Consider the following 24,867-nt stretch of genomic DNA (forward strand, 5'->3'; position numbering starts at 1 on the left):
GCCTGGGGCGGGCCGTCGGCGCGCCCGTGACCGTCGGGGGGGGCGGGCCGCCCCACCCGCCCCCGGGCGTCCCCGCCGCCGAACGGGGGGGGGGCCGCGGGCGGGGGGGCCCGGGCGCGCCGGGGCGGCGCCGGCGCGGCGGGGGGAGCCGGGAGGGCTCCGGAGGGGGTTAGCTCCAGGAGGCGTGGAGGGGCTTGCCCTCGGCGTAGCCGGCGGCGGACTGAATGCCGACGACCGCCTTCTCCTCGAACTCCGCGAGGGAGCCCGCACCGGCGTACGTGCAGGAGGACCGCACGCCCGCGATGATCGAGTCGATCAGGTCCTCGACGCCCGGACGCGCCGGGTCGAGGAACATCCGCGAGGTGGAGATGCCCTCCTCGAACAGCGCCTTGCGCGCACGGTCGTAGGCGGACTCGTCCGACGTGCGGTTGCGCACCGCGCGGGCCGAGGCCATGCCGAAGGACTCCTTGTACAGCCGGCCGTCCGCGGCCTGCTGCAGGTCGCCCGGGGACTCGTACGTACCGGCGAACCAGGAACCGATCATGACGTTGGAGGCACCGGCCGCCAGCGCCATCGCCACGTCGCGCGGGTGCCGCACTCCGCCGTCGGCCCAGACGTTCTTGCCGTACTTCTTCGCCTCGGCGGCGCACTCGAGCACCGCGGAGAACTGCGGGCGGCCCACGCCGGTCATCATGCGGGTGGTGCACATGGCGCCGGGGCCCACACCGACCTTGATGATGTCCGCGCCGGCCTCGATGAGGTCGCGCACGCCCTCGGCGGCGACGATGTTGCCGGCCACGATCGGGACCTTCGGGTCGAGCGCCCGGACGGCCTTGATCGCGTTGATCATCGACTCCTGGTGGCCGTGGGCCGTGTCGATGACGATGGTGTCCACGCCCGCGTCGAGCAGCTGCTTGGCCTTGCCGGCGAAGTCGCCGTTGATGCCCACGGCGGCGGCGATCCGCAGCCGGCCCTCGGCGTCGACGGCCGGGCTGTACAGGGTGGCGCGCAGGGCGCCCTTGCGGGTCAGGATGCCGACCAGCCTGCCGTCCGCGTCCACGGCCGGCGCCAGCTTGCGGTGGCCGGCGTCGAGCTTGTTGAAGGCCTCGCGGGGGTCGATGTCGGCGTCGATGAGCAGCAGCTCCTTCGACATGACCTCGGAGAGCTGGGTGAAGCGGTCCACGCCGGACAGGTCGTGCTCGGTGACGACGCCGACCGGGCGGTTGTCCGCGTCGACGACCACACCGGCGCCGTGCGCGCGCTTGGGCAGCAGCGAGAGGGCGTCGGCGACGGTCTGGGTGGGCGCCAGCGTGATCGGGGTGTCGAGCACGAGGTGGCGGGTCTTCACCCAGGAGATGACGTCGGTGACGACCTCGATCGGGATGTCCTGCGGGATGACCACGATGCCGCCGCGCCGGGCGACCGTCTCGGCCATCCGCCGGCCCGCGATCGCGGTCATGTTGGCGACCACCAGGGGGATGGTGGTGCCGGTGCCGTCCGGTGAGGAGAGGTCGACGCCCTGACGGCTGCCGACCGCGGAGCGGCTCGGCACCATGAAAACGTCGTCGTACGTCAGGTCGTACGGCGGCTTGAGGTCATTGAGGAAACGCACGTGCAGACATCCCAGTCGTTCGGAGGTGCCTCGGACAGGGCGACAGCCGAGGAAAACGCACGTACTTCATTCTCCCATGTCCGGACCATTGCCACGCCCGGGACGATCGTCCGAGACATACCGGGCCCGGTGGTCCTTTCCTACGGGACCTTGGTCCCGGACGCGACTCCGAGGAGGGCGGGACGGCGGTGCAGGGGGCCCCGGGCCCCGGTGAGCGGGCCCCCGGCGGCGCCGTGCCGGACGGCGACGATCTCGGAGGCGATCGACAGCGCGGTCTCCTCCGCGGTGGTGGCACCGAGGTCCAGGCCCAGCGGCGAGCGCAGCCGGGCCAGCGCCTCCCGCGGCAGGCCCGCCGCCCGCAGCCGGTCCAGCCGCTGGGCGTGGGTGCGCCGCGAGCCCATGGCCCCCACGTACCCGACCGGCAGCCGCAGGGCGAGCTCCAGCAGCGGCAGGTCGAACTTGGCGTCGTGGGTCAGCACGCACAGGGCCGTCCGGGTGTCGAGGCGGCCCGCGGCGGCCTCGGCGGCCAGGTAGCGGTGCGGCCAGTCCACGACCACCTCGTGGGCGTCCGGGAAGCGCTCGGGCGTGGCGAACACCGGCCGGGCGTCGCAGACCGTGACCCGGTAGCCGAGGAAGGCGCCGGCCCGGGCCAGCGCGGCGGCGAAGTCGATGGCGCCGAAGACCAGCAGCCGGGCGGGTTCCGCGGCGGACTCCACCAGGAGGGTGAGCGGTTCCCCGCACAGCCCGCCCGCGGTGCCCAGCTCGGCGGTGCCGGTACGGCCGGCCAGCAGCAGGGCGTGGGCCCGGCCCGCGGCGGCCCGGTCCAGTACGGGGCCGCCGCCCAGGCAGCCCTCGTACGTCCCGTCGGGCCGGACGGCCAGGGCCCGGCCCAGCTGGCCGGGCGGGCCGGTGACCACCCGGGCCAGGGCCGCCCGGCCGCCGCGCAGGGCGGTGTCCAGGACGGCGCCCAGCACCGGCCGCACCGGGTCGGTGCGCCGGACCGGGGTGACCAGCACGTCCAGCACTCCCCCGCAGGTCAGCCCGATGGCGAAGGCGTCGTCGTCGCTGTAGCCGAAGCGGTGCACCCCCGGCCGCCCGGAGGCGATGGCCTCCAGGCACAGCTCGTGCACGGCGCTCTCCACGCAGCCGCCGGAGACGCTGCCCAGGGCGGTGCCCCGGTCGTCGACGGCCAGTGAGGCGCCCGGGCCGCGCGGCGCGCTGCCGCTGACGGCGACCACGGTGGCCAGCGCGAACTCCCGCGGGGCCACACACCACGCGCGTAGCTCTGAAGCGATGTCCAGCACCGGGGCCTCAGCGGATGTACTCGTGCCGGGCGGTCTGCCCGGGGATGAGGGGGCGCCGGGCCGGGTGGACGGGGGGCGTCCGGGGCGGTCCGTACAGGCCGCGCTCATGGGTGGTGGCGCGCAGCGGTCCGGCCGGCAGCGGCCGGGCGGCGAGCAGCATCGCGGCGTGGGCGACGCTGGCGAGGGTGGCGTGGTGGTGCCAGCCGCGGAAGGACCGGCCTTCGAAGTCGCGGATGCCGGCCTGCTCGCAGACCTCGGCGAAGTCCAGTTGGACCCGGTCGATGAGCTTGGCCAGGAGGAAGATCTGGGCCAGCGGGCGGTCGCCGATGTTGGTGAGCCAGAACTCGGTGGGCAGCAGGGCCGCCTCGGTCCAGGCGCCCATCAGCAGCAGCGGTGGGCCGGCCGGGGCGGGCCGGTCCTCGCAGTGCGGGCCGAGCACGGGGGCCGAGGTCAGCAGGGTCACCGCGCCCTCGGTGCGGCCGTGCCGGGTCCACTCGACGACCCGGCGCTGGGAGCGCAGGGAGTCGATGAGCTCGCGGGCCGGGGCGACGTGCGGCCCCGGGCGCTGCCGGCCGGCGCCCCCGAAGGCCACCGGCAGCGAGCCGTCGACCTTGAGGACGTAGGGGATCTCCTGGACCGTCAGGGCCTCGATGCTGCGCGGGAGTTCGGCGTTGCTGAGGTCCATCACCACGGGACGGCGCTGGAGCTGCCAGGTGGCGGCCATCCGCTGGACGGCGTGCACGGCGTCCTGGGCGGGGGTGAGGGAGCGGGCGGTGTCCGGGATGCCGGCGCGCCGCCGGCGCAGGAGTTCGTTGGTCCAGGGGCCCGGGAGGGTGAGGGTCCATTCGACCGGGAAGCCCGCCTCGCTGGAGGTGAGCCAGATGCCGCTGGCCTGTTGGCAGTTGGCGGTGCGGCCGAGCTGGGGGACGAACTGCCGGCCGACGCCGACGGAGCGGTCGCCGGCCTTCTCGATGACCATCGGGCGCACCACCCAGGCCAGCGGCCGCTGCGCGGTGCGTTCGAGGTGCTGGGCCAGCGCCCGGCGGACCGGGGTCCAGTCCCAGGGGGATTTGCTGATGAACTGCTGGAGGCTCTGTTCCACCGAGCTGGCGCCCGCCCCGGCGATATTGCGAATTGTTTTCTTGCCCTGGGTGGAAACGAGGCCGTTGAGATAGACGCGGGCCCAGTTGCGCTGGTCCCGCCGGGGTAATGACTCGAAGAACAGACAAATCATTTCGTCGATCAGTTCGGAGACTTCCTTCGAGGATTCCTCCGGCAGGACTCCGCGAGCCATCTGCGCCTCCCCCGCCCACATCTAGATCCAATACCCTACTTGACCGAATAGCGGGCCTGTAGGCGCCCGCGACTACTTCCTGAGGTCGCTGGCGCTTTCGAGCCGCTTCTCTTCCACCACGAGCGGGACGGGGATCTGGTTCGCCGCGTAGTAGACCGCGATGAGTCCGTGTGCGACCAGTGTGGCGGGAGCGGAGAAGAACGACAGAATGACGGTGAAGGGATATGCGACGGCCCCCAGACCGAAGCGGACCCGGGTCGCCCGGGCACCCCCTTTGTCCACCGATTCGTGGAAAAGGTGTCCGACCCGGGTGACGTACCACCAGAAACCGAGGAACACGAGGGCGTAGACGACGGTCCAGGAGCTGTACAGGACCGCCGCGGCATTGGCCGATTCGCCGTCGCGGAGGTGTTCGGCCAGGACCGAGGTGGTCCAGGGGATGACCGAGACGACCATCAGCAGCAGGAGGTTGAGGAAGAGCAGTGGCCGGTCCACGCACTTGAGGTGGCTGAAGATCGTGTGGTGGTTCACCCACATGACGCCGATCACCATGAAGCTCACGATGTACGCGGCGTAGTGCGGCCACTGGGCACCGAGTGCCGGCCACAGGTCCTCGCCGTGGGTCTCGGGAACCTTGATCTCGAGGACGAGGATGGTGATGACGATGGCGAACACCCCGTCACTGAAGGCCTCGACGCGGTTGGTCTCCTGCTCCATGTACCACCCCTTGAATGATCCGTACGGGACCGCAGAGCGTGCGGAGGGGGCGCTTCCCGCACCCTCCCCGCACACGCTACCCAGATGTCGCCGGTCAGCCGCCGAAGCCCGCGGTCTGCCGCCAGATCCGGCCATCGCGGACGACCAGTGTCCCGAACGCGTGCTCAGGAGCGCCGTTCAGGTTCATGATCGCCCGGTAGAAGATGGTGTCCTCGGTCTCGATGTACTCCTGGAGTTCGACCAGCGTGGGCTTGAGGGTGAGATAGCCGGTGAACGTCTCGCGTACGGCGTCGATGCCGACCGAGACCCCCTCGAAGCGGAGCAGGACCGCGTCGTCGGTGTAGTTCTTCATCACCGCGTCGATGTCCAGGGCGGCCAGCGCGTCCATCTGCCGGACGAACACCGGGTGCAGCTTGTCGATCTCGTACTCGGGCATGTCAACTCCCTCTCTCCACCTGGTCGGTGGGGGTACTCGGTGCGATGGGCAGTCGTACGGTCATCCGGGTGTCGCCGGGTACCGAGCGGGCGGTGAGCGAGCCCCGGTGCCGCTGGGTGACGATCCGGTAGCTGAGGTGCAGGCCGAGGCCGGTGCCCTTGCCGACGTCCTTGGTCGTGTAGAAGGGCTCGAAGATCCGCGGCAGGGACGCCTCGGGGATGCCGCGGCCGGTGTCGTGGACCTCGACGACCATGCACCCGCCCTCGGCGCGGGCCCGCAGGGTGAGCGTGCCGGCCCCTTCCATGGCCTCCGCCGCGTTGTCCACCAGGTTGGTCCACACCTGGTTCAACTCGCCGGGGTAGCCGGTCAGTTCGGGCAGGTCCGGGTCGTAGGCGCGGACCACCGTGATGCCGGCGAGCTTGGCGCGCAGCACCACGAGGGTGTTCTCCAGGCCGTCGGTCACCGGGAAGCGCTGTTCGGGTGCCCGGTCCAGGTTGGCGTAGTCCCGGGTCGCGGCGACCAGCTGGGAGATCCGGGGGCCGGCCGCGCGCAGCTCGGCGGTCAGCGCCCGGGTCTCCAGGACGGCCGCCAGGTGGTCCAGGGCGGCCGGCAGGGCCGACTCGCCGACCCCTTCCAGGCGCTCCAGCAGCCAGCCCAGCTCGAGTCCGAGGTCGGCGACGCCCGCGGCGAGCAGGCCGGGGCGTTCGGCGCCGGTCTCCTCGGCCCAGTCGGCCAGCTCCTCCTCGGCGTCGGCCTGGGCGATCGGGTCGCTGGTGGCGGGCGGCGGGAGCTTGGCCAGCTCGTCGGTGAGCCGGTCCAGCACCCCGCGTTCGGCACCGCCGGCCTCGGCGCCCCAGTCGTGGCCGGTCGCGGTGAGCCGGTCCAGGGCGGGGGCCAGCTCCTGGGCGGCCCGGGCCACCGCGGCGGCCGGGTTGTTCAGCTCGTGGGCCAGTCCGGCCGCCAGGGTGCCCAGGGCCTCGACGGTGGCCCGTTTGCGGGCCTGCACCTCGGAGGACTTTATCCGCCAGGCCAGCACGGGCAGCAGCACGGCCGCCACGCCGTGGCAGCGGGTCAGCATCTCGAAGAAGACCGGCCGCGGGTAGCCGACGACCACGGTGGCCGGTCCGGAGCCGGCCGCGGTGGCCACGTACCCGCCCTCGGTGAGCAGCGGCAGCTCGCCGGTGAAGCGGTGCGCGGCGGCCGGCTTGCCGTCGTGGTCCTCGGCGCCCTCCTCCTCGGTGGAGTGCCGGGTCAGCACCTCCTCCCGGCCGTCGACGACCTTGGTGACCACCAGGCCGCCGCTGAGCAGGACGTGGAACTCGGTCGCCGGGTCCCCGTCCCGGAACAGCACCTCGCCCTCGGCCAGGGTCCGCGGCCGGGAGACCGAGACCAGCCAGTCGAGCTGGTCCTCGGTGAGCCCGGCGAAGAGTTCCAGGGCGTGCAGCGCGGTGCGCAGCCGGCCGGGGGTGAGCGGTTCGGCGGTCACGGGGTCCCTCCTTGCGCCGGGGCGGGCCCGCCGCGGGCGCCCAGCCGTACGGTGGCCAGCAGGGCCGCCGCGCAGACGACGGCGACGCCGGCCATGAAGCCGACCGAGGTGCGGTGCAGGCCGTGGATGTTGGTGAGCAGCCCGGCCAGCACCGCCGGGACGCTCATGGCCAGGTAGGCGAAGACGTAGACGGCGGCGGTGAGTTCGCCGCGCCTGGCCGGGTCGGCCAGGGCGCTCAGGGCCCGGAAGGAGCCGAGGAAGGCGGCCCCCCAGCCGCTGCCGAGGACGGCGGTGGCGACGAGGAAGAGCGCCGCCGAGGAGAGCCCGAGGGAGAGCAGCACCAGGGCGAGCCCGGCGAGCAGCAGGAGCAGTCCGACGACCGCCGTGCGCAGCGGGGCGACCCGGCCGAGCAGTAGCTGCGCCCCGGTGGCGGCCCCGGCCAGCAGGGCGACGGTGGCCCCGCCGACGAGGTAGTCGGTGCTCTTGAGGAGCGAGAGGGCCAGGTGGGGGCCGAGCGAGAGGTAGAAGCCGCCGACCGACCAGACGGCGACGACGGTGAGGACGAGCACCGCGAACCGGCCCCGGACCTCGGCGGGCACCCGGATCCGGTGCGGTGCCACCCGCAGCCGGCCGCCGGCCCCCGGGGCGCTCTCCCGCATCCGGGCCACGCCCACCAGGCAGCCGGCGAAGGCCCCCACCAGCAGCAGGTAGCTGAGCACGGTCGGGGCGGGGGCGTACTGCACCAGGGCCCCGGCCCCGAGACCGCCGAGGCCGATGCCGACGGTCGGTCCCGCGCTGTTCACCTGGGCGCCGAGCGCGGGTCTGGTACGGGGCGCCAGCTCCAGCAGGGCGGCGCCCATGGCGCCGGTGGCCAGGCCCACGGCGAGCCCTTGGACGGCCCGGGCGGCGAGCAGCCAGGCCAGGCCCCGGGCCCCGGCGAAGAGCAGCATGGAGACGATGGCGAGGACCAGGCCGGCGGTGAGCACCGGCCGTCTGCCGAGGGTGTCGGAGAGGGAGCCGAACACCAGCAGTCCGAGCAGCACGGTGACGGCGTAGAGGGCGAAGACGACGGTCACGGTGCCGGAGGAGAGCTGCCACTGCTGCTGGTAGAGGACGTAGAGGGCGGAGGGGACGGCGGAGGAGAGCATGAGGAGGACGAGGACCGTCCCGACCAGCCAGAAGCCGGCGCCCGGCCTGCGCGCGCCCCCCTGTGGCGCCCTTCGCAGCCCGCCGGGCCGGCGGTCGGACGTGTCGCTGAGCATGGCCCCTCCCCGTCTCGTTTCCCACGTCCGGCCGGTGGCCGGTACCGCTGCGCGGAGCCGGCCCCTCCCCGCCCCTTTCACCGTTTCCCGGGGCACGCCCCGGACCCCGTACCGACGCTCCGCGCCGGGTCACTCCAGGGCCACTGCCCTGGCGAGGGCGCGGGCGGTCAGGACGCCCGCCAGGTGGCCCAGGTACTCGGCGGAGTTGCCGCGGCCGGGTACGAAGAGCGTCCGCGGCTCCGCGCGGAAGGCGGCCAGCACCGCCTCGGTGCTGAAGGACCCGTCGCGCAGCCGGTCCTCCACCCCCCGCAGCCGCACCGGCCGCACCGTCGCCCCCGTGACCGCGATCCGGAGCCCCGCGGGACCGACCCGGACCGCGGCCGCGCAGACGGGGTAGCGGGTGGCCCGGTCGGCGGTCTTCTCGAAGGCGCCGGCCCGGGCGGGCGGCACGGTCAGTGCGGTGACCACCGAGCCGGCCGGCACGCCCTGGGCGGCGAACTCCTCGGCCGGCACCGAGCGGCGCCCGCCCGGCCCGGCGACGAGCACCCGCGCGTCGGTGGCGATGGCCGCGGCCGGCAGGTCGGTGGCCCGGCCGCCGGCGGACAGGTTGCCGCCGACGGTGCCGAGGTTGCGCACCTGCGGGTCGCCGTTGGCCCGGGCCGCCGCGGCCAGTGCCGGGGCCTCGTCCAGCACCCGCCGGTCGGAGGCGAGTTCGGCGAGGGTGGTGGCCGAGCCGATCCGCAGGTGGCCGCCCTCGGTGCGGCGCACGCCGCGCAGTTCGGCCAGCCGGCGGACGTCGACCAGCAGCGGGGCGGTGGTCTCCCCGGTGCGCAGGTCGGCGATCAGGCTCTGGCCGCCGGCCAGCACCCGCGCGCCGGGGGTGCCGGCCAGCAGCTCCAGCGCCTCGGCGAGGTCGGCGGGCCGGACGTAGTCGAAGTCGGTGAGGATCACTGGGCTTCCCCCTGGAGGCGGCGCCAGACCTTCTCCGGCGTCAGCGGCATGTCGATGTGCTGGACGCCGAGGTCGGACAGGGCGTCGACGACCGCGTTCACCACGGCGGCGGCCGGCGGGACGGTGGCGATCTCGCCGGCCCCCTTGGCGCCGAGCGGGTTGTGCGGGGTGGGCGTGGTCGTCTTGTCCAGGGCGAAGAAGGGTGCGTCGAAGGCCCGCGGCAGGGCGTAGCTGCGCAGGTCGGAGCTGACCAGCCGGCCCTCGTCGTCGTAGACGGCGGCTTCCATGAGGGCCTGGCCGAGGCCGTGCAGGATGCTGCCCTCGATCTGTCCCTCGACGACCTTCGGATTGCCGATGTTGCCGGCGTCGTCGACCGCCGTGTAGGCCACCACCTCGGTCTCGCCGGTCAGTTCGTCCACCTCGACCACGGCCACGTGCGTGCCGAAGGGGTAGTTGAAGTCCGGCGGGTCGAAGTGGGTGGTCTCGTCGATGGCCGGTTCGATCTCCGGGGGCAGGTTCCAGCCGTACCAGAGCGCCATCGCGAGGTCGGCGAAGGCCTTGCCGTTCTCCGGGTTCGCCCGCTCGAAGACCCGGCCGCCCTCGTAGGCGACCTGCTCCTCGGGCAGCTTCATCAGGGCGGCGCCGGCCAGCCGCATCTTCTCCTTGACCTTGCCGGCCGTGATGGCCACGGAGGGTCCGGCCATGCTGTAGGAGCGGCTGCCGTAGGTGCCCTGGCCGTAGGGGGCCTTGAGGGTGTCGCCCTCGTAGACCTGGACCTGCTCCGGGGTGATGCCGAGGACGTCGGCCGCGACCTGGGCGAAGACGGTGCCGTGGCTCTGGCCGGTGGAGGCCGAGCCGACGGTCACGGTGACCTCGCCGGTGGGGTGGACCCGGATGTTGGAACTCTCCCAGGTCCCGCCGAGCATGCCCTCCTGGGACATCCGGGTGGAGGGGCCGACCCCGCAGATGGCGACGTACGTGGCGATGCCCACGCCGAGCCGCTTGCCGCGGGCCCGGGCGCCGGCCTTGCGGGCGGCCATGTCGCCGTAGCCGGCCAGTTCCAGGGCCTTGTCGAAGTTCTCCCGGTAGCTGCCGGAGTCGTAGGTCCAGCCGAGGCCGTTGTCGTACGGGAACTTCTCCGCGGGGACCAGGTTCCGGCGCCGGACCTCGGCGGGGTCCTGCCCGATCTCGGCGGCGTACCGGTCGACCAGCCGCTCCATGAGGAAGGCCGCCTCGGCCCGGCCGCTGCCGCGCTGGGCGCCGAGCGGGACGGTGTTGGTGAAGGCGGCGTAGACCTCGCAGAAGGCGGCGTCCACGGCGTACATGCCGGTGATGGAGCGGCCCATCAGGGCGGTGGCCACCCCGGGCCCGATGGTGGAGGGGTAGGCACCGAGGTTGGCGTAGCTGGTGCAGCGCACGGCGGTGATCCGGCCGTCGCGGGTGCCGCCGAGGGTGACGTGCTGGCGGTGGTCGCGGCCCTGGACGGTGGAGTTCATCAGTCCGGTGCGGGTGTCCACCCACTTCACCGGCCGGCCCAGGGCCTTGGCCAGCAGCAGGACCAGCGCCATGTCGGGGTAGAGGTACCCCTTGGTGCCGAAGCTGCCGCCGACGGTGGGGGCGATCACCCGGAGTTTGTTGAAGGGGATGCCCAGGACCAGCGCGGAGAGCAGGAAGCGGTGGTTGTGCGGGCCCTGCGTGGAGGCGTGCAGGGTGTACTCGCCGGTGGCCGCGTCGTACTCGCCGACGGCGCCGCGCGGCTCGATGGGGCTGTTGATGGTGCGCTGGTTGACCAGGTCGAGCTCGACGGTGACCTCGGCCTCGGCGAGGGCGCGGTCGGTGCGCTCCTGGTCGCCGCAGGTCCAGTGGGCGTTGAGGTTGCCGGGTACGGCCTCGTGCAGCTGCGGGGCCCCTTCGGCCAGGGCGTGGTCGGCGCGGGTGACCACCGGCAGCGGTTCGTACTCCACGGCGATGGCCCGCAGCGCCGCATGCGCCTGTTTGGGCGTCTCGGCCACGACCAGGGCGATGGCGTCGCCGACGTGCCGGACGGTGTCGCCGGTCAGGACCGGGCGGGCGCCGGGCAGGCCGTACGGGTGCGGCGGGAAGTGGCTCTCCACCCCGCCGGGTATCCAGATGCAGGGCAGCGGCATGACGTCCGGGAAGTCCGCGGCCGTGGCGACCTTCAGGACGCCCGGCATCTGGGCGGCGGCCTTGGTGTCGATGGCCAGGATGCGGGCGTGCGCCCGGTCGCTGCCGAGGATGGCCATGTGCGCCATGCGGGGCAGTTCGATGTCGGCGACGTACCGGGCCTGCCCGCGCAGCAGCTGCGGGTCCTCGCGGCTGTCGAGCGGCGCGCCCAGCGGGCCGGTGTGGTCCCCCACCACGGTCATGTCCGTCATCCCTCCGTCGTCGCGGCCGGTCTGGAGGCGGCGGCCGCCGGTTCCGCGGCGGCGGCGCAGGCACGCTGCACCCCGCGCACGACGCTGTGGTAGCCGGTGCAGCGGCACAGGTTGCCGGTGAGCCATTCGCGGATCTCGGGCTCGGTGGGGGCGGGGCCCTGGCTGCTGTCGTCGAGGAGTTCGCCGAGGGACATGACCATGCCCGGGGTGCAGAAGCCGCACTGGGTGCCGTGCTCCTGGCGCAGCGCCTCCTGGAGGCCGGTCAGGTCCTGGCCGGCCGCGACGCCCTCGATGGTGGTGACGCGGCTGCCGTCGGCCTGGACGGTCAGCAGCAGGCAGCTCTTGACGGACCTGCCGTCGAGCCGGACCACGCAGCTGCCGCACTGGCCGGTGTCGCAGCCGACCTTGGTGCCGGTGAGGCCGAGCCGGTCGCGCAGCCGCTCCACGAGGAGTTCGGCGGGTTCGGCCGGAAACCGCTCCGGCACCCCGTTGACGTTCAGTTCGACATTCATGACCACGCCCCTTCGCTGTGCTCTGTTCACCGCGCGCCGATTGCGGTGAGCGCCTGCTGTTCCGTGAGCGCCCGGTTGAACAACGGACCACCGGGTTGCTGGAGAATGCCGCCGGTGTGCAGGGATCCGGTGTCGAGTACCGGGAATCCGAGGTCCCGGATGATTCCGGCGACGGTCTTCTTCGCCTCGGCGTCGTCTCCCGCGACGTAATGCGCCGGTCGCGTTCCGGTGTCCGTGCCCGCCGTGGCGAGGGTTTCGAAGTGCATGGTGTTGAGGGATTTCACCAGCCGGGCGCCGGGGTACCAGTCGGCGACGATCTCGCTGGAGGCGCGCCCGCCCAGGGACCGGGGGGCGCCGCGGCCGGCGAAGGCGTTCATGGCGTCGACGAGGACCTTGTCCCGGACGGCCGCGGCGGGCAGCAGCCCTTCGGCGCTGTCGAACGGCACCATCAGCACCAGCAGACCGGCCTCCTCGGCCACCTCGGCCGGCGTGCCCGCGCGGGCCCCGGGGCCCAGTTCGGCCAGGAGCGGGGCGAGCGCGGCCGGACCGGCGGCGCGGGCGAGGAGCACGGGGTGGCCGGCGGCCACGAGGATGCGGGCGAGGACGGTACCGATCCGTCCGGTGCCGATGATGCCTGTGTTCATCAGGGGATACGCCTTCCGGGTCGTCGCGGGCCGCGCTCCGCGCCCTGCGCAGGAGCCGTGGCCCGGCTCAACTCATGCCGATCCAGACGGATTTGGTCTGGGTGTAGCTTTCGAGCGATTCGGGGCCGCACTCGCGGCCGAAGCCGGAGGCCTTGTAGCCGCCGTAGGGCACGGAAGGGTCGTACTGGTTGTAGCAGTTGACCCAGACCGTGCCGGCCTTGATCTGCGAGGCGACGCGGTGCGCCCGCTTGAGGTCGGTGGTGTGCACCCCGGCGGCCAGTCCGTAGGCGCTGTCGTTGGCGATCCGCACGGCGTCCTCCTCGGTGTCGAAGGGGATGATGCCGAGCACCGGGCCGAAGATCTCCTCCTGCGCGATGCGCATGGAGTTGTCGACCCCGGTGAAGATCGTGGGCAGGAAGTACAGGCCCTCCGAGGAGGCGCCTTCCGGGGTCCAGCCGGTGCCGCCGGTGCGCAGCGTGGCGCCCTCCTTCTGGCCGACCTCGATGTAGGAGCTGACCTTGTCGAACTGCGCGCGGTGGGCGAGCGGTCCGAAGAGGGTGGCCGGGTCCCGGGGGTCCCCGGGGCGCAGCGCCGCGGCCCGGGTGACCAGGCGTTCGACCAGCTCGTCGTGGATCGGGCGCTGGAGCAGCAGCCGGGAGCCGGCGGTGCAGATCTCGCCCTTGTTGTAGTAGATGCCGAAGAAGGCGAGTTCCTCGGCGAGGTCGAGGTCCGCGTCGGCGAAGACGATGTTGGCGGACTTGCCGCCCAGTTCCATCGTGACCTTCTTCAGGGTGCCGGCGGACTTGCGGATGATGTTCTGGCCGACGGCCGTGGAGCCGGTGAAGGCGATCTTGTCGATCCCGGGGTGGCCGGTCAGGGTCTCGCCGAGCTCGACCCCGGGGCCGGTGACGACGTTGAGCACCCCGTCCGGGATCTCGGCCTCCTGGAACAGCTCCGCGATCTTCAGGGCGGTCAGCGGGGTGGCCGGGGAGGGCTTGTGCACCACCGTGTTGCCCGCCGCGAGGGCCGGGGCGATCTTCGTCATGGACAGCAGGAGCGGGAAGTTGAACGGGGTGATCGCGCAGACCACGCCCAGCGGTTCGCGCAGCGTGTACGTGAGCTGGCCGCCGGCCGGGGCGCGGGAGGCGCCGTCGACCCGGGTGACCGCGCCGGCGTAGTAGTGCATCAGCTGGGCGGCCATGGGCGCGTCGACCGTGCTGGAGAAGGCGAAGGGCTTGCCCATGTCGACGGTCTCCAGCAGGGCGATCTCCTCGAGGTCGCGCTCGATGAGCTCACCGACCCGGTTCAGCCGCAGCGCGCGCTCCTGGGCGGAGAGTCTGCTCCAGGGACCTTCCTCGTAGGCGGTGCGGGCCGCGGCCACGGCGGCGTCGGCGTCCGCGGCGGTGGCCTGAGCCACCGGTACGATCTCCCGTCCGTCGATGGGGCTGAGGTCCGGCTCGGTGCGGCCGTCTTCGGCCGCACGCCATTCGCCTCCGATGAACAGCTTGCCCGGGTTGGCCAGGGGCTGGTCGCTGAGCGCGCGCTTGGTCATGGCTGCCTTCCGGTGTCGGTGGGGGGTGCGGATGCCCCCTGGGCCGTGCGCCGTGGCGCGGTGGCCTAGGCGCCGAGCTGCGCCAGGAACGTCTCGGCGAGGGCCTTGGAGGAGTACGGGTTCTGCCCGGTGGTCAGGTTGCGGTCCACCACCACGTGGGAGTCCCAGATGGCTTCGGCCTTCTCGTACCGCGCGCCGAGCCGGGTGAGTTCGACCTCGAGGATCAGCGGCAGCCGGCCCGCCATGTTGGTGACCAGCTCCTCGCTGTGCGAGAAGGCGGTCATCCGGTAGCCCTCGAAGGGCCAGCGGCCCTCGCCGTCGCGGAGCGCGAGCAGGGAGGTGTGGCCGTGGCAGACCGTGGCGATCTTCTTGTCCTGGGCGATGGCCCAGCGCAGGATCTGGGCGAGCTCGTCGGACTTGGGCAGGTCGCCGATGGCGCCGTGGCCGCCGCTGACGTAGATCCCGTCGTAGTCGGCGACGTCCTTCTCGCCAAGGGCCTCCAGGGCGATCGGGTGCGCGAGGGCGGGGGTGCTCCCGATGACGCGGACGTACTCGGCGGCGTTGGCCGCGTCCTCGTCCGGCGAGCCCTCGGGGCGCACCCACTGGAGGAACTGCGGGTCGATGCTGGTCTGGTCGACCGTGGGGGCCCGGCCCCCGATCGTCGCCACGTCGACGGAGTGGCCCGCGGCGCGGAAGAGCTGATAGGGCACGACGAATTCCTCGGCCCAGAATCCGGAGGGGTGGAGTTCCCCGTCCAGCAGGTGGAGCGTCGCTTTGGCCGTCATGACGACGAGAATCTTCATGACTGTTCTCCTCTTTCTGGAGTGGTGCCGATTCAACACGCCAGGTTCGGTCGGCGCGAGGGGTGTGCGGTCAGGCCCGTGATACTTCGTCACGTGCGTCGAGTACCGAGATGATGCGCCGGAATTCATCGACCAAAGGGTGGTCCGGGCGGGCTTCCGCGAATATGCGTTCGCCGCACAGGGCCGCCATTTCCGGTACGTAGGGGAGAATTCCGGCCAACGGGGTTCCGTAGACGTGCTCGACCCGTTCCCGCACCAGGTCCCGGTCGACGCCCTCCGGCGCCATGCTCATCACGAGCGTGCGCCGGCAGGTGAGCCGGCCGGCCAGCTCGATGGTCTCCTCCACGCCCGTGAGGTCGATCCGGTCCGCCCTCGCCATGATCACCAGCACGTCCGCGCTGGCCATGGCGGTGACGGTCTCGTTGTTCAGCCCGGCGTGCGTGTCCAGCAGCAGGACGTCCAGCCGGTAGCGGTCCACCAGCCGGCCGAAGGCCTCGGGCAGCAGGCCCACGTCGTAGCCGGTGGCCATGATCTCCGGGAGCGAGGAGGTGGTGGTCCGGGCCGGTACGAGGTACAGCCCGGGCGGGCCCACCGGGTGGGCGGCGGCCTCGATCTCGCACCGGCCGAGCAGGTAGTCGGTCAGCGACCAGGCCCGGGGCCCGACCCGGAAGAGCACGTCGAGCGTGGGTGACTGGATGTCGGTGTCCACCAGCGCGACCCGGCGGCCGGCCGCGGCGATCAGCAGGGCGAGGTTGGCCAGGACGGTGGACTTCCCGGTACCGCCCCGGTGCGAGTGCACCACGATGGTGGTGGCCATCACGCCACCGACCGCCCGGTCGCATGCGGCCCCCGCGCCGCACGTGGCCGGTGCAGGGCCAGCATGGTGACGTCGTCGTGCTGTTCGGCCCGCCCGGTGTGGTCCCGGACGGCCCGGTCCATCAGGTCCACCACCGCCCGGCCGTCGCCGACCGCCCCCGAGAGCATGGCGAGCATCCGCTCGTCGCCGAGGAAGCGGCCGTCCGGACAGCGCGCCTCGGGCACTCCGTCGGTGTAGACGAACAAGGTGTCCCCCGGATCAAGTTGGGCGTACCCGAGGGCGTAGGAGCAGTCCGGCAGCACGCCGACGGCCGGTCCGGTCGGCTCCAGCGGGAGCGGGTCGCGGCCGTCGCCGGCCAGCAGCAGGGGCGGGTTGTGGCCGCCGTTGATGTAGACGAGGCTGCCGGTGAGCGGGTCCAGCACCCCGAAGAAGAGGGTGGCGAAGTAGCCCTGGCGCAGGTGGTTGCGGGTGAGGTAGCCGTTGGTCGCGGTGACCGCGTTGAGCAGCGGGGTGGCGCCGACCACCGGGATACGGCCGCCGGAGCGGTCGGCCACCAGGTGCTGGAGGCCGCTGCTCTCGGCGGTGTGCCGCAGCAGGGACCGGATCAGGGCCATGAAGAGGGCCGCACCGACGCCCTTGTCGCAGACGTCCGCCACGACCAGGGCGAGTCTTCGGCGGTGCACCAGCTCGAAGACGTCGTAGAAGTCCCCGGCGACCTGGCGGGCCGGGCGGAAGCGGACGTCGATCTCCCAGCCGTCCGGGACCGGCAGCGCCTCCGGCAGGAAGCCGGCCTGGATCTCCCGGCCGATCTCCAGCTCCTTCTCGTACCCCATCAACTCCGCCCGGGCATCCGCCTCCTGGAGGGTGCGGCCCAGCTCGGCGCGCTCGGAGCAGCTGTGCAGCCGGGCGCCGACCAGGGCCGGCAGGAAGGGCGGGACGAGGTATTCGTGGCCGAGCCTGACGTGGGCCTCCAGCGCCCCGAAGTCGTCAGTGGTCCACACGACCGCGATCGGCGCCCCGGCCCGGCGGCGCAGCCGCCGCACGGCGGTGCGCACCGACTCCCCCGGCGCCCCGGCCGGCGCGAGCAGCACGTCCGCGGCCGGCAGGGCCGCGACCGGCCCGGACAGCAGCTGGGCCAGGGAGCGCACCGAGAGTTCCGCGTCCATGCCGGCCAGGGCGTCGAGCAGGGCCCGGGGCGGCTGCGGGGACTCGTCCAGGATGATCACGGAGGTGGAGGGCATGCGGGCGTCCTTCTCACGTCGTCGCCGATGACCGTCAGTGCACTGATGTTGCGGTCCTCGATCCGTACGTAGCTGAACTCGTCGACGCTGGTGAGCGCGAGGTGGATGCCCAGGCCGCCGACCCGCCGCCGCTCGGGGGGCACCCCCGTGGCGGGCGGCAGGCAGCCGGCGACCGGGTCGAAGGCCGGGGCCGTGTCCTCCAGGAGGACCCGGACCCAGCCGGCCCCGGCGCGGCCCCGGACGGTGATCCGCCCGTCGCCGCCCCGGTAGCCGTGGGTCACGACGTTCGTGGCGAGTTCGTCCACCGCCAGCCGCAGCCGGTAGGCGGGGCCCCGGCCGAGCCCGGCCGCGTCGGCCAGGCCCAGCACGAAGCCGGCGATCTCCGACAGGGCGGCCAGGGTGGCCGGCACCTCCAGGGCGACGGGCCGGTCGGTCAGCCGGACCGCCTCACTCATCGGAGAGGACGATGCTGTGGTGCAGGCCGGCCGTCCGGATGGTCCGGGCCACCGGCTCGATCGCACCGACCACCTTGAGGGTGACGTCCGGGGCGACCTTCTGCTGGGCGAAGACCAGGGAGCGCAGGCCGGCGCTGGCCATGTAGCCGACCCCGGCCATCCGGATCTCGACGGTGCTGGTGCCGTGGCCCGCGGCCTTCTCGAGCGTCTGGTGGAAGTCCGGCGCGGTGTTGGCGTCCAGCTCGCCGTTGAGCTCGATGACGGTGGTGTCGCCGGTGATGGTCAGGGACACGGAAAGCGGCATGTCAGGCTCCTTCGACTGCGGTCCCCCGGCGGGGCCGGGGGGTGGTGGCGTTCGGTCGGTCACTCCTCGCCGGGCGCCCGGCCCACGAGGATCACCACCGAGCGCGGACCGATGAGGTACGTGCCGGCGTTCTCCAGTTCGCTCTCGCCGCCCGGGGTGCGGATGTCGTACGGCGCCGCGGCCCCGGTGTCGGCGAACAGGTGCCAGCTGCGGCCCCCGGGCAGGGCCGGCAGTTCGAGGTCGTGCGGCTCCCAGTGGGAGTTCATCGCCACGTACACCACGTCGTCGTCGCCGGCCCCGCACCGCGCCACCGCCAGCAGCCGGGACTCGGGCGACCAGTCGGGCAGCCAGGCCCGGGCGCCGTGCCAGCTGATGTCCGGCAGGCCCAGGCCCTCCCGGATGGCCCCGGTGGGGTGGGTGGTGGACCGCAGTTCGCGGTGGCGCTTGCGGAAGGCGATCATCTGCCGGACGAAGCGCAGCAGTTCGGAGTTCTCCTCGACCTGGTCCCAGTCGAACCAGGAGAGTTCGTTGTCCTGGCAGTACGTGTTGTTGTTGCCGTACTGGGTGCGGCCCACCTCGTCGCCGGCGAGCAACATCGGGATGCCCTGGCTGGTGAGGAGGATGGCGACGGCGTTCTTCATCTGCCGCAGCCGCAACGCGTTGACCTCCGGGTCGTCCGTGGGGCCCTCGGCGCCGCAGTTCCAGCTGTTGTTGTCGTTGGCGCCGTCGTTGTTGTCCTCGCCGTTGGCCTCGTTGTGCTTGCCGTTGTAGGCGACCAGGTCGGCGAGGGTGAAACCGTCGTGCGCGGTCAGGAAGTTGACCGAGGCGGCGGTCCCGCGGGTGGAGTAGAGGTCCGGGGAGCCGGCGATCCGGGTGGCCAGTTCGCCGGTGACGCCGGGGTCGCCCTTGACGAAGCGGCGCACGGTGTCGCGGTACTTCCCGTTCCACTCGGCCCAGCGGCCGTAGGCGGGGAAGTTGCCGACCTCGTAGAGCCCGGCGGCGTCCCAGGCCTCGGCGATCAGCTTGGTGTGCCGCAGGACCGGGTCGAAGGCGAGCGATTCCAGCAGCGGCGGGTTGGGCAGCGGCGTGCCGTCCAGGGCCCGGCCGAGGATGGCGGCGAGGTCGAAGCGGAAGCCGTCGATGTGGTAGTCCGCGACCCAGTGCCGCAGGCAGTCCAGGACGTAGTTGCGCACCACCGGGTGGTTGCAGTTGACGGTGTTCCCGGTGCCGCTGAAGTTGAAGTAGTACCCCTCGGGGGTGAGCATGTAGTACGTGGCGTTGTCGAGGCCCTTGAAGGAGATGGTGGGTCCCATCTCGTTGCCCTCGGCGGTGTGGTTGAAGACCACGTCGAGGATGACCTCGATGCCCGCCGCGTGCAGGTCCTTGACCAGGGTGCGCAGTTCGTCGCCCTGCATGCCGTACCGCCCGGTGGCCGCGTAGCCGGCCTTGGGGGCGAAGAAGGCGACGGTGTTGTAGCCCCAGTAGTCGTACAGCTTCTCGCCGGTCTGCGGGTTGCTGCGCGGGTTGTCGGTCTCGTCGAACTCGAAGACCGGCAGCAGCTCGACGGCGTTGACCCCGAGCTCCTTGAGGTACGGGATCTTCTCCCGGAGCCCGGCGAAGGTGCCCGGGGCGGTCACCCCCGAGGAGGGGTGCCGGGTGAAGCCGCGCACGTGCGTCTCGTAGACCACCAGGTCCTCGGCCGGGATCCGCAGCGGTCCGTCGTCCCCCCAGTCGAAGTCCTGGAGGCAGACCCGGGAGCGGTACTGGTAGCCGCGGGTGTGGTCGGGCTCGGTGCCCCACACGTCCCGGCCCGCGATCAGCCGGGCGTACGGGTCGGAGAGGACCTGGCGGGGGTCGAAGCGGTGCCCGGTGACCGGGTCGTAGGGTCCGTCGGCCCGGTAGCCGTACTCGATGTTCTCGTGGTCGAGGCCGAAGACCGTCATGGCGAAGACGCTGCCGGTGCGGAACTCCAGCGGGAACTCCAGTTCGGCGAAGGGCTCGGGCTCGGCCCTCTTGTAGAGGACCAGGGTCATGGCGGTGGCCTGGTCGGAGTAGACGGAGAAGTTGACCCCGCCGGGGACCACCCAGGCCCCGAAGGGGTAGGGCTTGCCGGCCCGGACGCCGTACCCGCCCACCTCGTGGGTCGGGTACGCGTCGATGCGGACCTGGTCGGCCCGGGACAGCACGGGCTCCGGGCTCACCGGGCGGCCCTCGCGACCGGCCGCCGGGTGCGGGCGGCCTCGGCCGCGGCGGCCTCCCCGGTCTCGAAGAAGTCCAGGAAGCCGGTGGCCGACATGACGAACCGGACCTCGTCGCTCACCCCGCTGAGGGTGACCGCGACCCCGGCGTGCTGGGCCTCGCGGTAGACGACGAGCAGGGTGCGCAGGCCCGCGCTGGAGACGTACGTGACCGACTTGAGGTCGATCCGCAGCGTCTGGCCCTCGCGGACCAGGGGCAGCAGCTTGTCGAGCAGCTGCCCGGAGGTCTCGCTGTTGATCTCACCGGTGGCGGCGAGCACGGTCGCCGCCTTGGTCCGGCGTTCCTTGAGCGTGAGAGTCATCATTTCCCCTTGGTGTGGGGCGCCCCCGTCGAGCGCTACTTGGCCACCGGCCGCAGCCGGACCTTGACCTTGACCCGTCCCTGGACGTCCGGAAGCGTGATGGTGAGCGCTTCGGCGTCGAAGTCGTCGTACGGCTTCTCGTCGATCTCCACGGCGGCGATGCGCACCGAGCCGGCCGGCAGCAGGTCCGGCGAGACCCGCAGCAGGCGGCCGGGCAGGTCGGCCGGGTCGGGCTTGAAGTGGAAGTCCATGTCGCGGCCGTTGACGAGCAGGTTGTTGTACACGGCGGCCAGGTAGCACAGCTCCGCCGAGTGGTACATGGACATCGAGTGGCTGCCCTTGAGCCGCTCGGTGCCGAGCAGGTACGGCGTGCCGCTGGCGAGCACGTTGAAGTAGACGGCTCCCTCGTCGTGGTCGAGGAAGAAGGTGTTGTAGAAGGCCTCCGCCTGGCGGGCCTCCTTCTTGAAGAGGTCGCCGCCCAGGGTGCCGTCCAGGATCAGGTAGGCGAGGATCGCCTGCTCCTGCTGCCACCAGGCCTTGCGGTCGTGCCAGGCGAAACGATACGTCTCCTGGTCGCCGTCCTTGACCCGCTCGACCACGTCGTACCAGCCGCCGCGCTGCCGGTCGCTGCCCACCTCGGGCATGATCTCGCCGATCCGCCGGGCCAGCTCCTCGTAGGCCGGCTTGGCCTTCAGGGAGTTCATCCGCAGCAGGTTCCAGGCGATCTTGAGGTTGTGGCCGACCACCGCGCGGTCCTGCTGCCAGCTGTGGCCCTTGTCGTGGGACCAGTCGCGGAAGAACCGCTCCTGGACGAAGGGGCTGTTCTCGTAGTCCGGGAACCGCTCGGCGATGGTGTCGAAGGTGTACTCGAGGAAGTCCGCGTACTTCTGGTCGCCGGTGGCCAGGTACAGGTTGATCAGGTAGGCGGGCGCGTGGTCGCCCACCGAGTTCCAGTTCTTGCGCTCGGCGTTCTCGCCCAGGGACTCGTGGTCCGCGCTGAAGAGGATCGGGTCGATGTGCGAGTAGTAGCCGCCCTGCTCGCGGTCGAAGAAGAACTTGTCGAAGAGCCGGATCGTGCCGTCGGCGTCGTCCTTGATCCGCGCGTCGCCGGTGACCCGGTAGGTCTGGATCGGGCCGGCCAGGGCGTAGATCTGCTCGTACATCGGGATCGCGTCGAAGTCGTCGTAGAACTCCGAGGTGAAGAGCTTGCGCTCGGCGTCCCCCTCGACGCTGATGCCGTGGTACCAGTACGTGACGTCCTCTTCGGAGTCCACCACCCGCATGTGGGCGCGCAGGTACTCGGTGCCCCGCTCGGCGACCTCCAGGTACTCGTCCTTGCCGGTGAGCAGGTAGGCCGAGGCCATGCCGTAGACCAGCCGGGAGATGGTGTCGGTCTCCTGGACGTGGCTGGCGGTCTTGTCGCCGCCGAGCCGGATCTCGGTCCGGTACTGGGCGAAGTCCACCGGCCCGTCGCCGAACTGCGCCCGCTTGTAGAAGGCGGCCAGCGACTCGATCTGCTTGATCCACCAGCCGGACTCCTCGAAGCGGTAGTCCTCGGCGCCGCGGCCCAGGAAGACCAGCCGCTTGGCGTCGAACCGGCCGCCGTGCTCCGGGTAGTGGACGCCGTAGACGAAGAGGAACCGGCCCGGCGACAGCATCTCGTCGATGTGGCCGGAGGCGTCGGCGTACGGCTCGTCGAGGTTGCGGACCAGCTCCGCGCTGGGGCCGGAGGCCAGCGACACGGTGAACTCGCGGCCGTCGGTGGTGGTCAGCCGCAGCTGCCGGCTCTCGGAGTCGAAGTGGCCGACGTAGCCGGCGATGGTGTCGGAGAAGGAGAAGCTCACGGCGTCAGCCATGTCGGGCACCCTTCATGTCGTTGGTCCGGTCAGCGTCGGTACGGTCCGCTTGCGTGTGCTCGTCCTCGAAGCCCTGGCTCACCTCGACGATCACCCCGTCCGGGTCGCGGACCCAGACGGTCCGCCAGCCGCAGACGAAGTCGTCGAAGTCCAGCGGGCCCAGGGTGACCTCCGCCCCGTCGCCGAGGTCGGCGAGGAAGGCGTCGACGCTGTCGGTCTGGAAGGCGAGGTGGCGCATCCGCCCCGGGGTCCGGGGTCCGTCGTCCACCGCCGCCCGGGCCGGCTCGGCGTCCGCCGGGAACAGCTCCAGGTACGCGTCGCCCTTGCGCAGGAAGACGATCTGCGAGGCGCCGAGGTCGACCACCCGGGCCCGGGCGAAGCCGAACCACCGCGTGTAGAACTCCTCGGTCACCTTCTGGTCCGTGCAGTTGAGGCCGACGTGCGACCAGCGCATCAGTCGGCCCTCCGGCCCCGGCCGGCCGCCACCAGCTCGATGATCCGGCGGGCGAAGAGGTGGTGGTGGGCGCCGGTGCGGCCGGTGACCAGGTCCCCGTCGACCACCACGTCCTCGTCGACGTACTGGGCGCCCATGTTGCGCACGTCCCCGATGAGGTTGTTGTGGCAGACCACCTTGCGGCCCCGGACCTTGCCGGGGATCGAGGCGGCCAGCCACATGCCGTGGCAGATGATCCCCTTGAGGACGGTCGGCTCCTCGAAGGCGCGGCGCAGCAGTTCGGTCGCGGGCGCCAGGACGTCCACGTCCTCGGTGTAGCGCAGCCGGTCGGCGACCATGCCGGAGGGCACGATCAGCGCCGCGTACGCGCGCAGTTCGTCGTCGGAGAGGCCTTCCAGGCTCCGGTCGGCGGTGAACGGCGCCCGGTACTCGTGGCCGGTGAAGGTGATGGAGTCCTGGCCCCACAGCCGGGTCAGGAAGTCGACCCGGGCACCCTCCTCGGCGAACCGGTGCCCGTAGTAGAAGATCTCGGGCTCGTAGAAGTCGCTCTCCACCAGGACCGCGATCCGGGTCCCGGTGAGCGCTCCCTCGCGCAGCACGGGGTCAGGCACGGGACACCCCCTTGATGAGGTCGGCCGCCCGCTCGGCGATCATCGCGATGGCGGTGTGGCAGTTGCCGGACGGGACGGCCGGCATCACGCTGGCGTCGGCCACCCGCAGGCCGCGGACGCCGTGCACCCGCAGCTCGGGGTCGACGACCGAGAGCCCGTCCACGCCCATCCGGCAGGAGCCGGCCTGGTGGTGGTAGCTCTCCGCCTTGCGCCGGACGAAGGTGCGCAGCTCGTCGTCGGTGACGGTGCCGGGCCCGGGCTGCAGCTCCTGCTTGTACCAGGGCGAGAAGGCCGAGGTGGCGAAGATCTCCCGGGCCAGCCTGACGCCCTGCACCATCCGGTCGAGGTCCCAGTCGTCGCCCAGGTAGTTGGGGTGGATCAGCGGCGCGGCCAGCGGGTCGGCGCTCGCCAGCCGGATCCAGCCCCGGGAGACCGGCCGCACCACGCCGGGCAGGATGGAGACGGTGTTCGGGTGCGACTGCCCGACGATCACGTCGAACGGCACGTGCACGAAGGCGATCTGGAGGTCGGGGGCGGGCAGCCCGGGCCGCGAGGCCAGGAACAGCGCGCTCTCGGAGAGGTTCTGGGCGGGCGGCGGGAGCTCCTGGGTGACCTCCGCCATCAGCCCGGTCAGCACGTGGTTGTGGAAGTTCTCGCCGACGCCCGGCACCGCCGCGGTCGGCGCGATGCCGTGCTCGCGCAGCCGGTCCGGGTGGCCGATGCCGGAGAGCAGCAGCAGCTTGGGCGACTCGATGGCGCCGGCCGCGACGATCACCTCGCGCCGGGCCCGGACGGTGTGCGTGCCGGGGGTGCCGGTGGTGCCGGCCACGTCCGCGACGGTCCGGCCGGCGAAGTCCGCCGGCGGCTCGCCCTGGACGTACTCGACGCCCGTGCAGGTGTCGCCCTCGAAGAGCAGCCGGGTGGCCTGCGCCCCGGTCCGCAGGGTGAGGCCGGGGCGGGTCAGGGCCGGTTCCAGGTAGGAGACCAGGGCGCCCTGCCGGCGGCCGTCCGCGACGTCGATGTGGTGCCAGCCGGTGCCGAACAGCCCGCGCCGCGGACCGTCGGTGTTGAAGTCGGCGATCTCCTGGTGGCCCAGCTCCACGGCCGCGTCGATGAAGGCGCGGGAGACCGGGTTCGGGCCGTGCCGGCCGGCGTTGGTGACCCGCTGCGGGCCCGCGGTGCCGATGGCGGCCGTGGTGCGGTCCTCCTGGGACTCCAGCAGCGCGAAGTACGGCAGCACGTCTTCGTACGACCAGCCGGCGGCGCCCTGGTAGGCCCAGTTGTCGAAGTCCGAGGCGTGGCCCCGGATGTGCATCATGATGTAGAGGTTGCTGCTGCCGCCGGGGGCCTTGCCGCGCGGCTCGTAGGTCTGCCGGCCGTCCAGCCCCGGCTGGGGCACGGACGTGTAGCCCCAGTCCACCGGCCCGCCCAGCAGCTTGTACCAGGAGGACGGGTCGTCCACCTCGGGCGGGATGCGGGGGCCGCCGGCCTCCAGCACGAGCACGGTGGTGTCCGGGTCCTCGGTGAGCCGGTTGGCCAGCACGCTGCCGGCCGTGCCGGACCCCACGATGACGTAGTCGTACTCCGTCACGACGCCCGC

Annotated in this window: 23 protein-coding genes; all 23 read right to left on the reverse strand. The window is 72.4% G+C overall.

The genetic code is table 11. The features are described 5' to 3' along the window. Positions 1–169: 169 nt before the first annotated feature. On the reverse strand, positions 170–1,612 hold the full coding sequence (locus tag AB0O40_RS26955) for a GuaB1 family IMP dehydrogenase-related protein (protein ID WP_365046880.1): 1,443 nt from the start codon (positions 1,610–1,612) through the stop codon (positions 170–172). Between the two features lie 140 nt (positions 1,613–1,752). Further along, entirely contained in the window at positions 1,753–2,916 is a 1,164-nt protein-coding gene (locus AB0O40_RS26960) for an XdhC family protein (protein WP_365046883.1), read from the reverse strand. 7 nt (positions 2,917–2,923) lie between these two features. Further along, a complete protein-coding gene (locus AB0O40_RS26965; protein WP_365046886.1) occupies positions 2,924–4,210 on the reverse strand; it encodes a transposase in 1,287 nt (428 codons plus the stop codon). Between the two features lie 72 nt (positions 4,211–4,282). Next, entirely contained in the window at positions 4,283–4,927 is a 645-nt protein-coding gene (locus AB0O40_RS26970; RefSeq protein ID WP_365046888.1) for a TMEM175 family protein, read from the reverse strand. A 94-nt stretch (positions 4,928–5,021) separates the two neighbouring features. Further along, complete coding sequence (locus AB0O40_RS26975; protein WP_365046891.1) at positions 5,022–5,363, reverse strand: nuclear transport factor 2 family protein; 342 nt, start codon at positions 5,361–5,363, stop codon at positions 5,022–5,024. Between the two features lies 1 nt (position 5,364). Continuing rightward, positions 5,365–6,849 carry an ATP-binding protein gene (locus AB0O40_RS26980; protein ID WP_365046894.1) on the reverse strand — a complete coding sequence of 495 codons (1,485 nt, stop codon included), beginning with the start codon at positions 6,847–6,849 and terminating at the stop codon, positions 5,365–5,367. Next, positions 6,846–8,111, reverse strand: a complete 1,266-nt coding sequence (locus tag AB0O40_RS26985; protein ID WP_365046897.1) for an MFS transporter — start codon at positions 8,109–8,111, stop codon at positions 6,846–6,848. The genes AB0O40_RS26980 and AB0O40_RS26985 overlap by 4 nt, the downstream gene beginning before the upstream one ends. A gap of 129 nt (positions 8,112–8,240) precedes the next feature. Beyond that, the gene (locus AB0O40_RS26990; protein ID WP_365046900.1) at positions 8,241–9,062 is read right to left on the reverse strand and encodes an FAD binding domain-containing protein; all 822 of its coding nucleotides are present in this window, start codon (positions 9,060–9,062) and stop codon (positions 8,241–8,243) included. Further along, complete coding sequence (locus tag AB0O40_RS26995) at positions 9,059–11,449, reverse strand: xanthine dehydrogenase family protein molybdopterin-binding subunit (protein ID WP_365046902.1); 2,391 nt, start codon at positions 11,447–11,449, stop codon at positions 9,059–9,061. Before AB0O40_RS26995 ends, AB0O40_RS26990 begins: the two co-directional genes overlap by 4 nt. A gap of 5 nt (positions 11,450–11,454) precedes the next feature. Then, on the reverse strand, positions 11,455–11,970 hold the full coding sequence (locus AB0O40_RS27000) for a (2Fe-2S)-binding protein (protein ID WP_365046905.1): 516 nt from the start codon (positions 11,968–11,970) through the stop codon (positions 11,455–11,457). A gap of 26 nt (positions 11,971–11,996) precedes the next feature. Further along, positions 11,997–12,614: an NAD(P)-binding domain-containing protein gene (locus tag AB0O40_RS27005; RefSeq protein WP_365046908.1), complete on the reverse strand. Its 618-nt coding sequence runs from the start codon at positions 12,612–12,614 to the stop codon at positions 11,997–11,999. Positions 12,615–12,681: 67 nt separating this feature from the next. After that, positions 12,682–14,166, reverse strand: coding sequence for an aldehyde dehydrogenase family protein (locus tag AB0O40_RS27010; protein ID WP_365046911.1), 1,485 nt, complete (start codon positions 14,164–14,166; stop codon positions 12,682–12,684). A 65-nt stretch (positions 14,167–14,231) separates the two neighbouring features. Beyond that, entirely contained in the window at positions 14,232–14,969 is a 738-nt protein-coding gene (locus tag AB0O40_RS27015; protein WP_365046914.1) for a type 1 glutamine amidotransferase domain-containing protein, read from the reverse strand. 70 nt (positions 14,970–15,039) lie between these two features. Beyond that, positions 15,040–15,786 carry a MinD/ParA family protein gene (locus tag AB0O40_RS27020; protein ID WP_365046917.1) on the reverse strand — a complete coding sequence of 249 codons (747 nt, stop codon included), beginning with the start codon at positions 15,784–15,786 and terminating at the stop codon, positions 15,040–15,042. Next, a complete protein-coding gene (locus AB0O40_RS27025; protein ID WP_365046920.1) occupies positions 15,786–17,027 on the reverse strand; it encodes a PP2C family protein-serine/threonine phosphatase in 1,242 nt (413 codons plus the stop codon). The genes AB0O40_RS27020 and AB0O40_RS27025 overlap by 1 nt, the downstream gene beginning before the upstream one ends. Next, a complete protein-coding gene (locus tag AB0O40_RS27030; RefSeq protein ID WP_365046923.1) occupies positions 17,009–17,482 on the reverse strand; it encodes an anti-sigma regulatory factor in 474 nt (157 codons plus the stop codon). The genes AB0O40_RS27025 and AB0O40_RS27030 overlap by 19 nt, the downstream gene beginning before the upstream one ends. Next, positions 17,475–17,786, reverse strand: coding sequence for an STAS domain-containing protein (locus AB0O40_RS27035; RefSeq protein ID WP_365046926.1), 312 nt, complete (start codon positions 17,784–17,786; stop codon positions 17,475–17,477). The genes AB0O40_RS27030 and AB0O40_RS27035 overlap by 8 nt, the downstream gene beginning before the upstream one ends. Before the next feature lie 59 nt (positions 17,787–17,845). Continuing rightward, positions 17,846–19,987, reverse strand: a complete 2,142-nt coding sequence (glgX, locus tag AB0O40_RS27040) for a glycogen debranching protein GlgX (RefSeq protein WP_365046929.1) — start codon at positions 19,985–19,987, stop codon at positions 17,846–17,848. Beyond that, positions 19,984–20,346: an STAS domain-containing protein gene (locus AB0O40_RS27045; RefSeq protein WP_365046932.1), complete on the reverse strand. Its 363-nt coding sequence runs from the start codon at positions 20,344–20,346 to the stop codon at positions 19,984–19,986. Before AB0O40_RS27045 ends, glgX begins: the two co-directional genes overlap by 4 nt. A 35-nt stretch (positions 20,347–20,381) precedes the next feature. Beyond that, positions 20,382–22,202: an AGE family epimerase/isomerase gene (locus tag AB0O40_RS27050; protein WP_365046935.1), complete on the reverse strand. Its 1,821-nt coding sequence runs from the start codon at positions 22,200–22,202 to the stop codon at positions 20,382–20,384. Beyond that, positions 22,195–22,656 (reverse strand): VOC family protein, encoded by a 462-nt coding sequence (locus AB0O40_RS27055; protein WP_365046938.1) that lies wholly within the window; start codon positions 22,654–22,656, stop codon positions 22,195–22,197. The genes AB0O40_RS27050 and AB0O40_RS27055 overlap by 8 nt, the downstream gene beginning before the upstream one ends. Beyond that, the gene (locus AB0O40_RS27060; RefSeq protein ID WP_365046941.1) at positions 22,656–23,267 is read right to left on the reverse strand and encodes a DJ-1/PfpI family protein; all 612 of its coding nucleotides are present in this window, start codon (positions 23,265–23,267) and stop codon (positions 22,656–22,658) included. The genes AB0O40_RS27055 and AB0O40_RS27060 overlap by 1 nt, the downstream gene beginning before the upstream one ends. Further along, entirely contained in the window at positions 23,260–24,858 is a 1,599-nt protein-coding gene (locus AB0O40_RS27065) for a GMC oxidoreductase (protein ID WP_365046944.1), read from the reverse strand. Before AB0O40_RS27065 ends, AB0O40_RS27060 begins: the two co-directional genes overlap by 8 nt. Between the last annotated feature and the right edge of the window lie 9 nt (positions 24,859–24,867).

This window comes from Streptomyces sp. NPDC089919 (assembly GCF_040684615.1).
Lineage (GTDB): Bacteria > Actinomycetota > Actinomycetes > Streptomycetales > Streptomycetaceae > Streptomyces.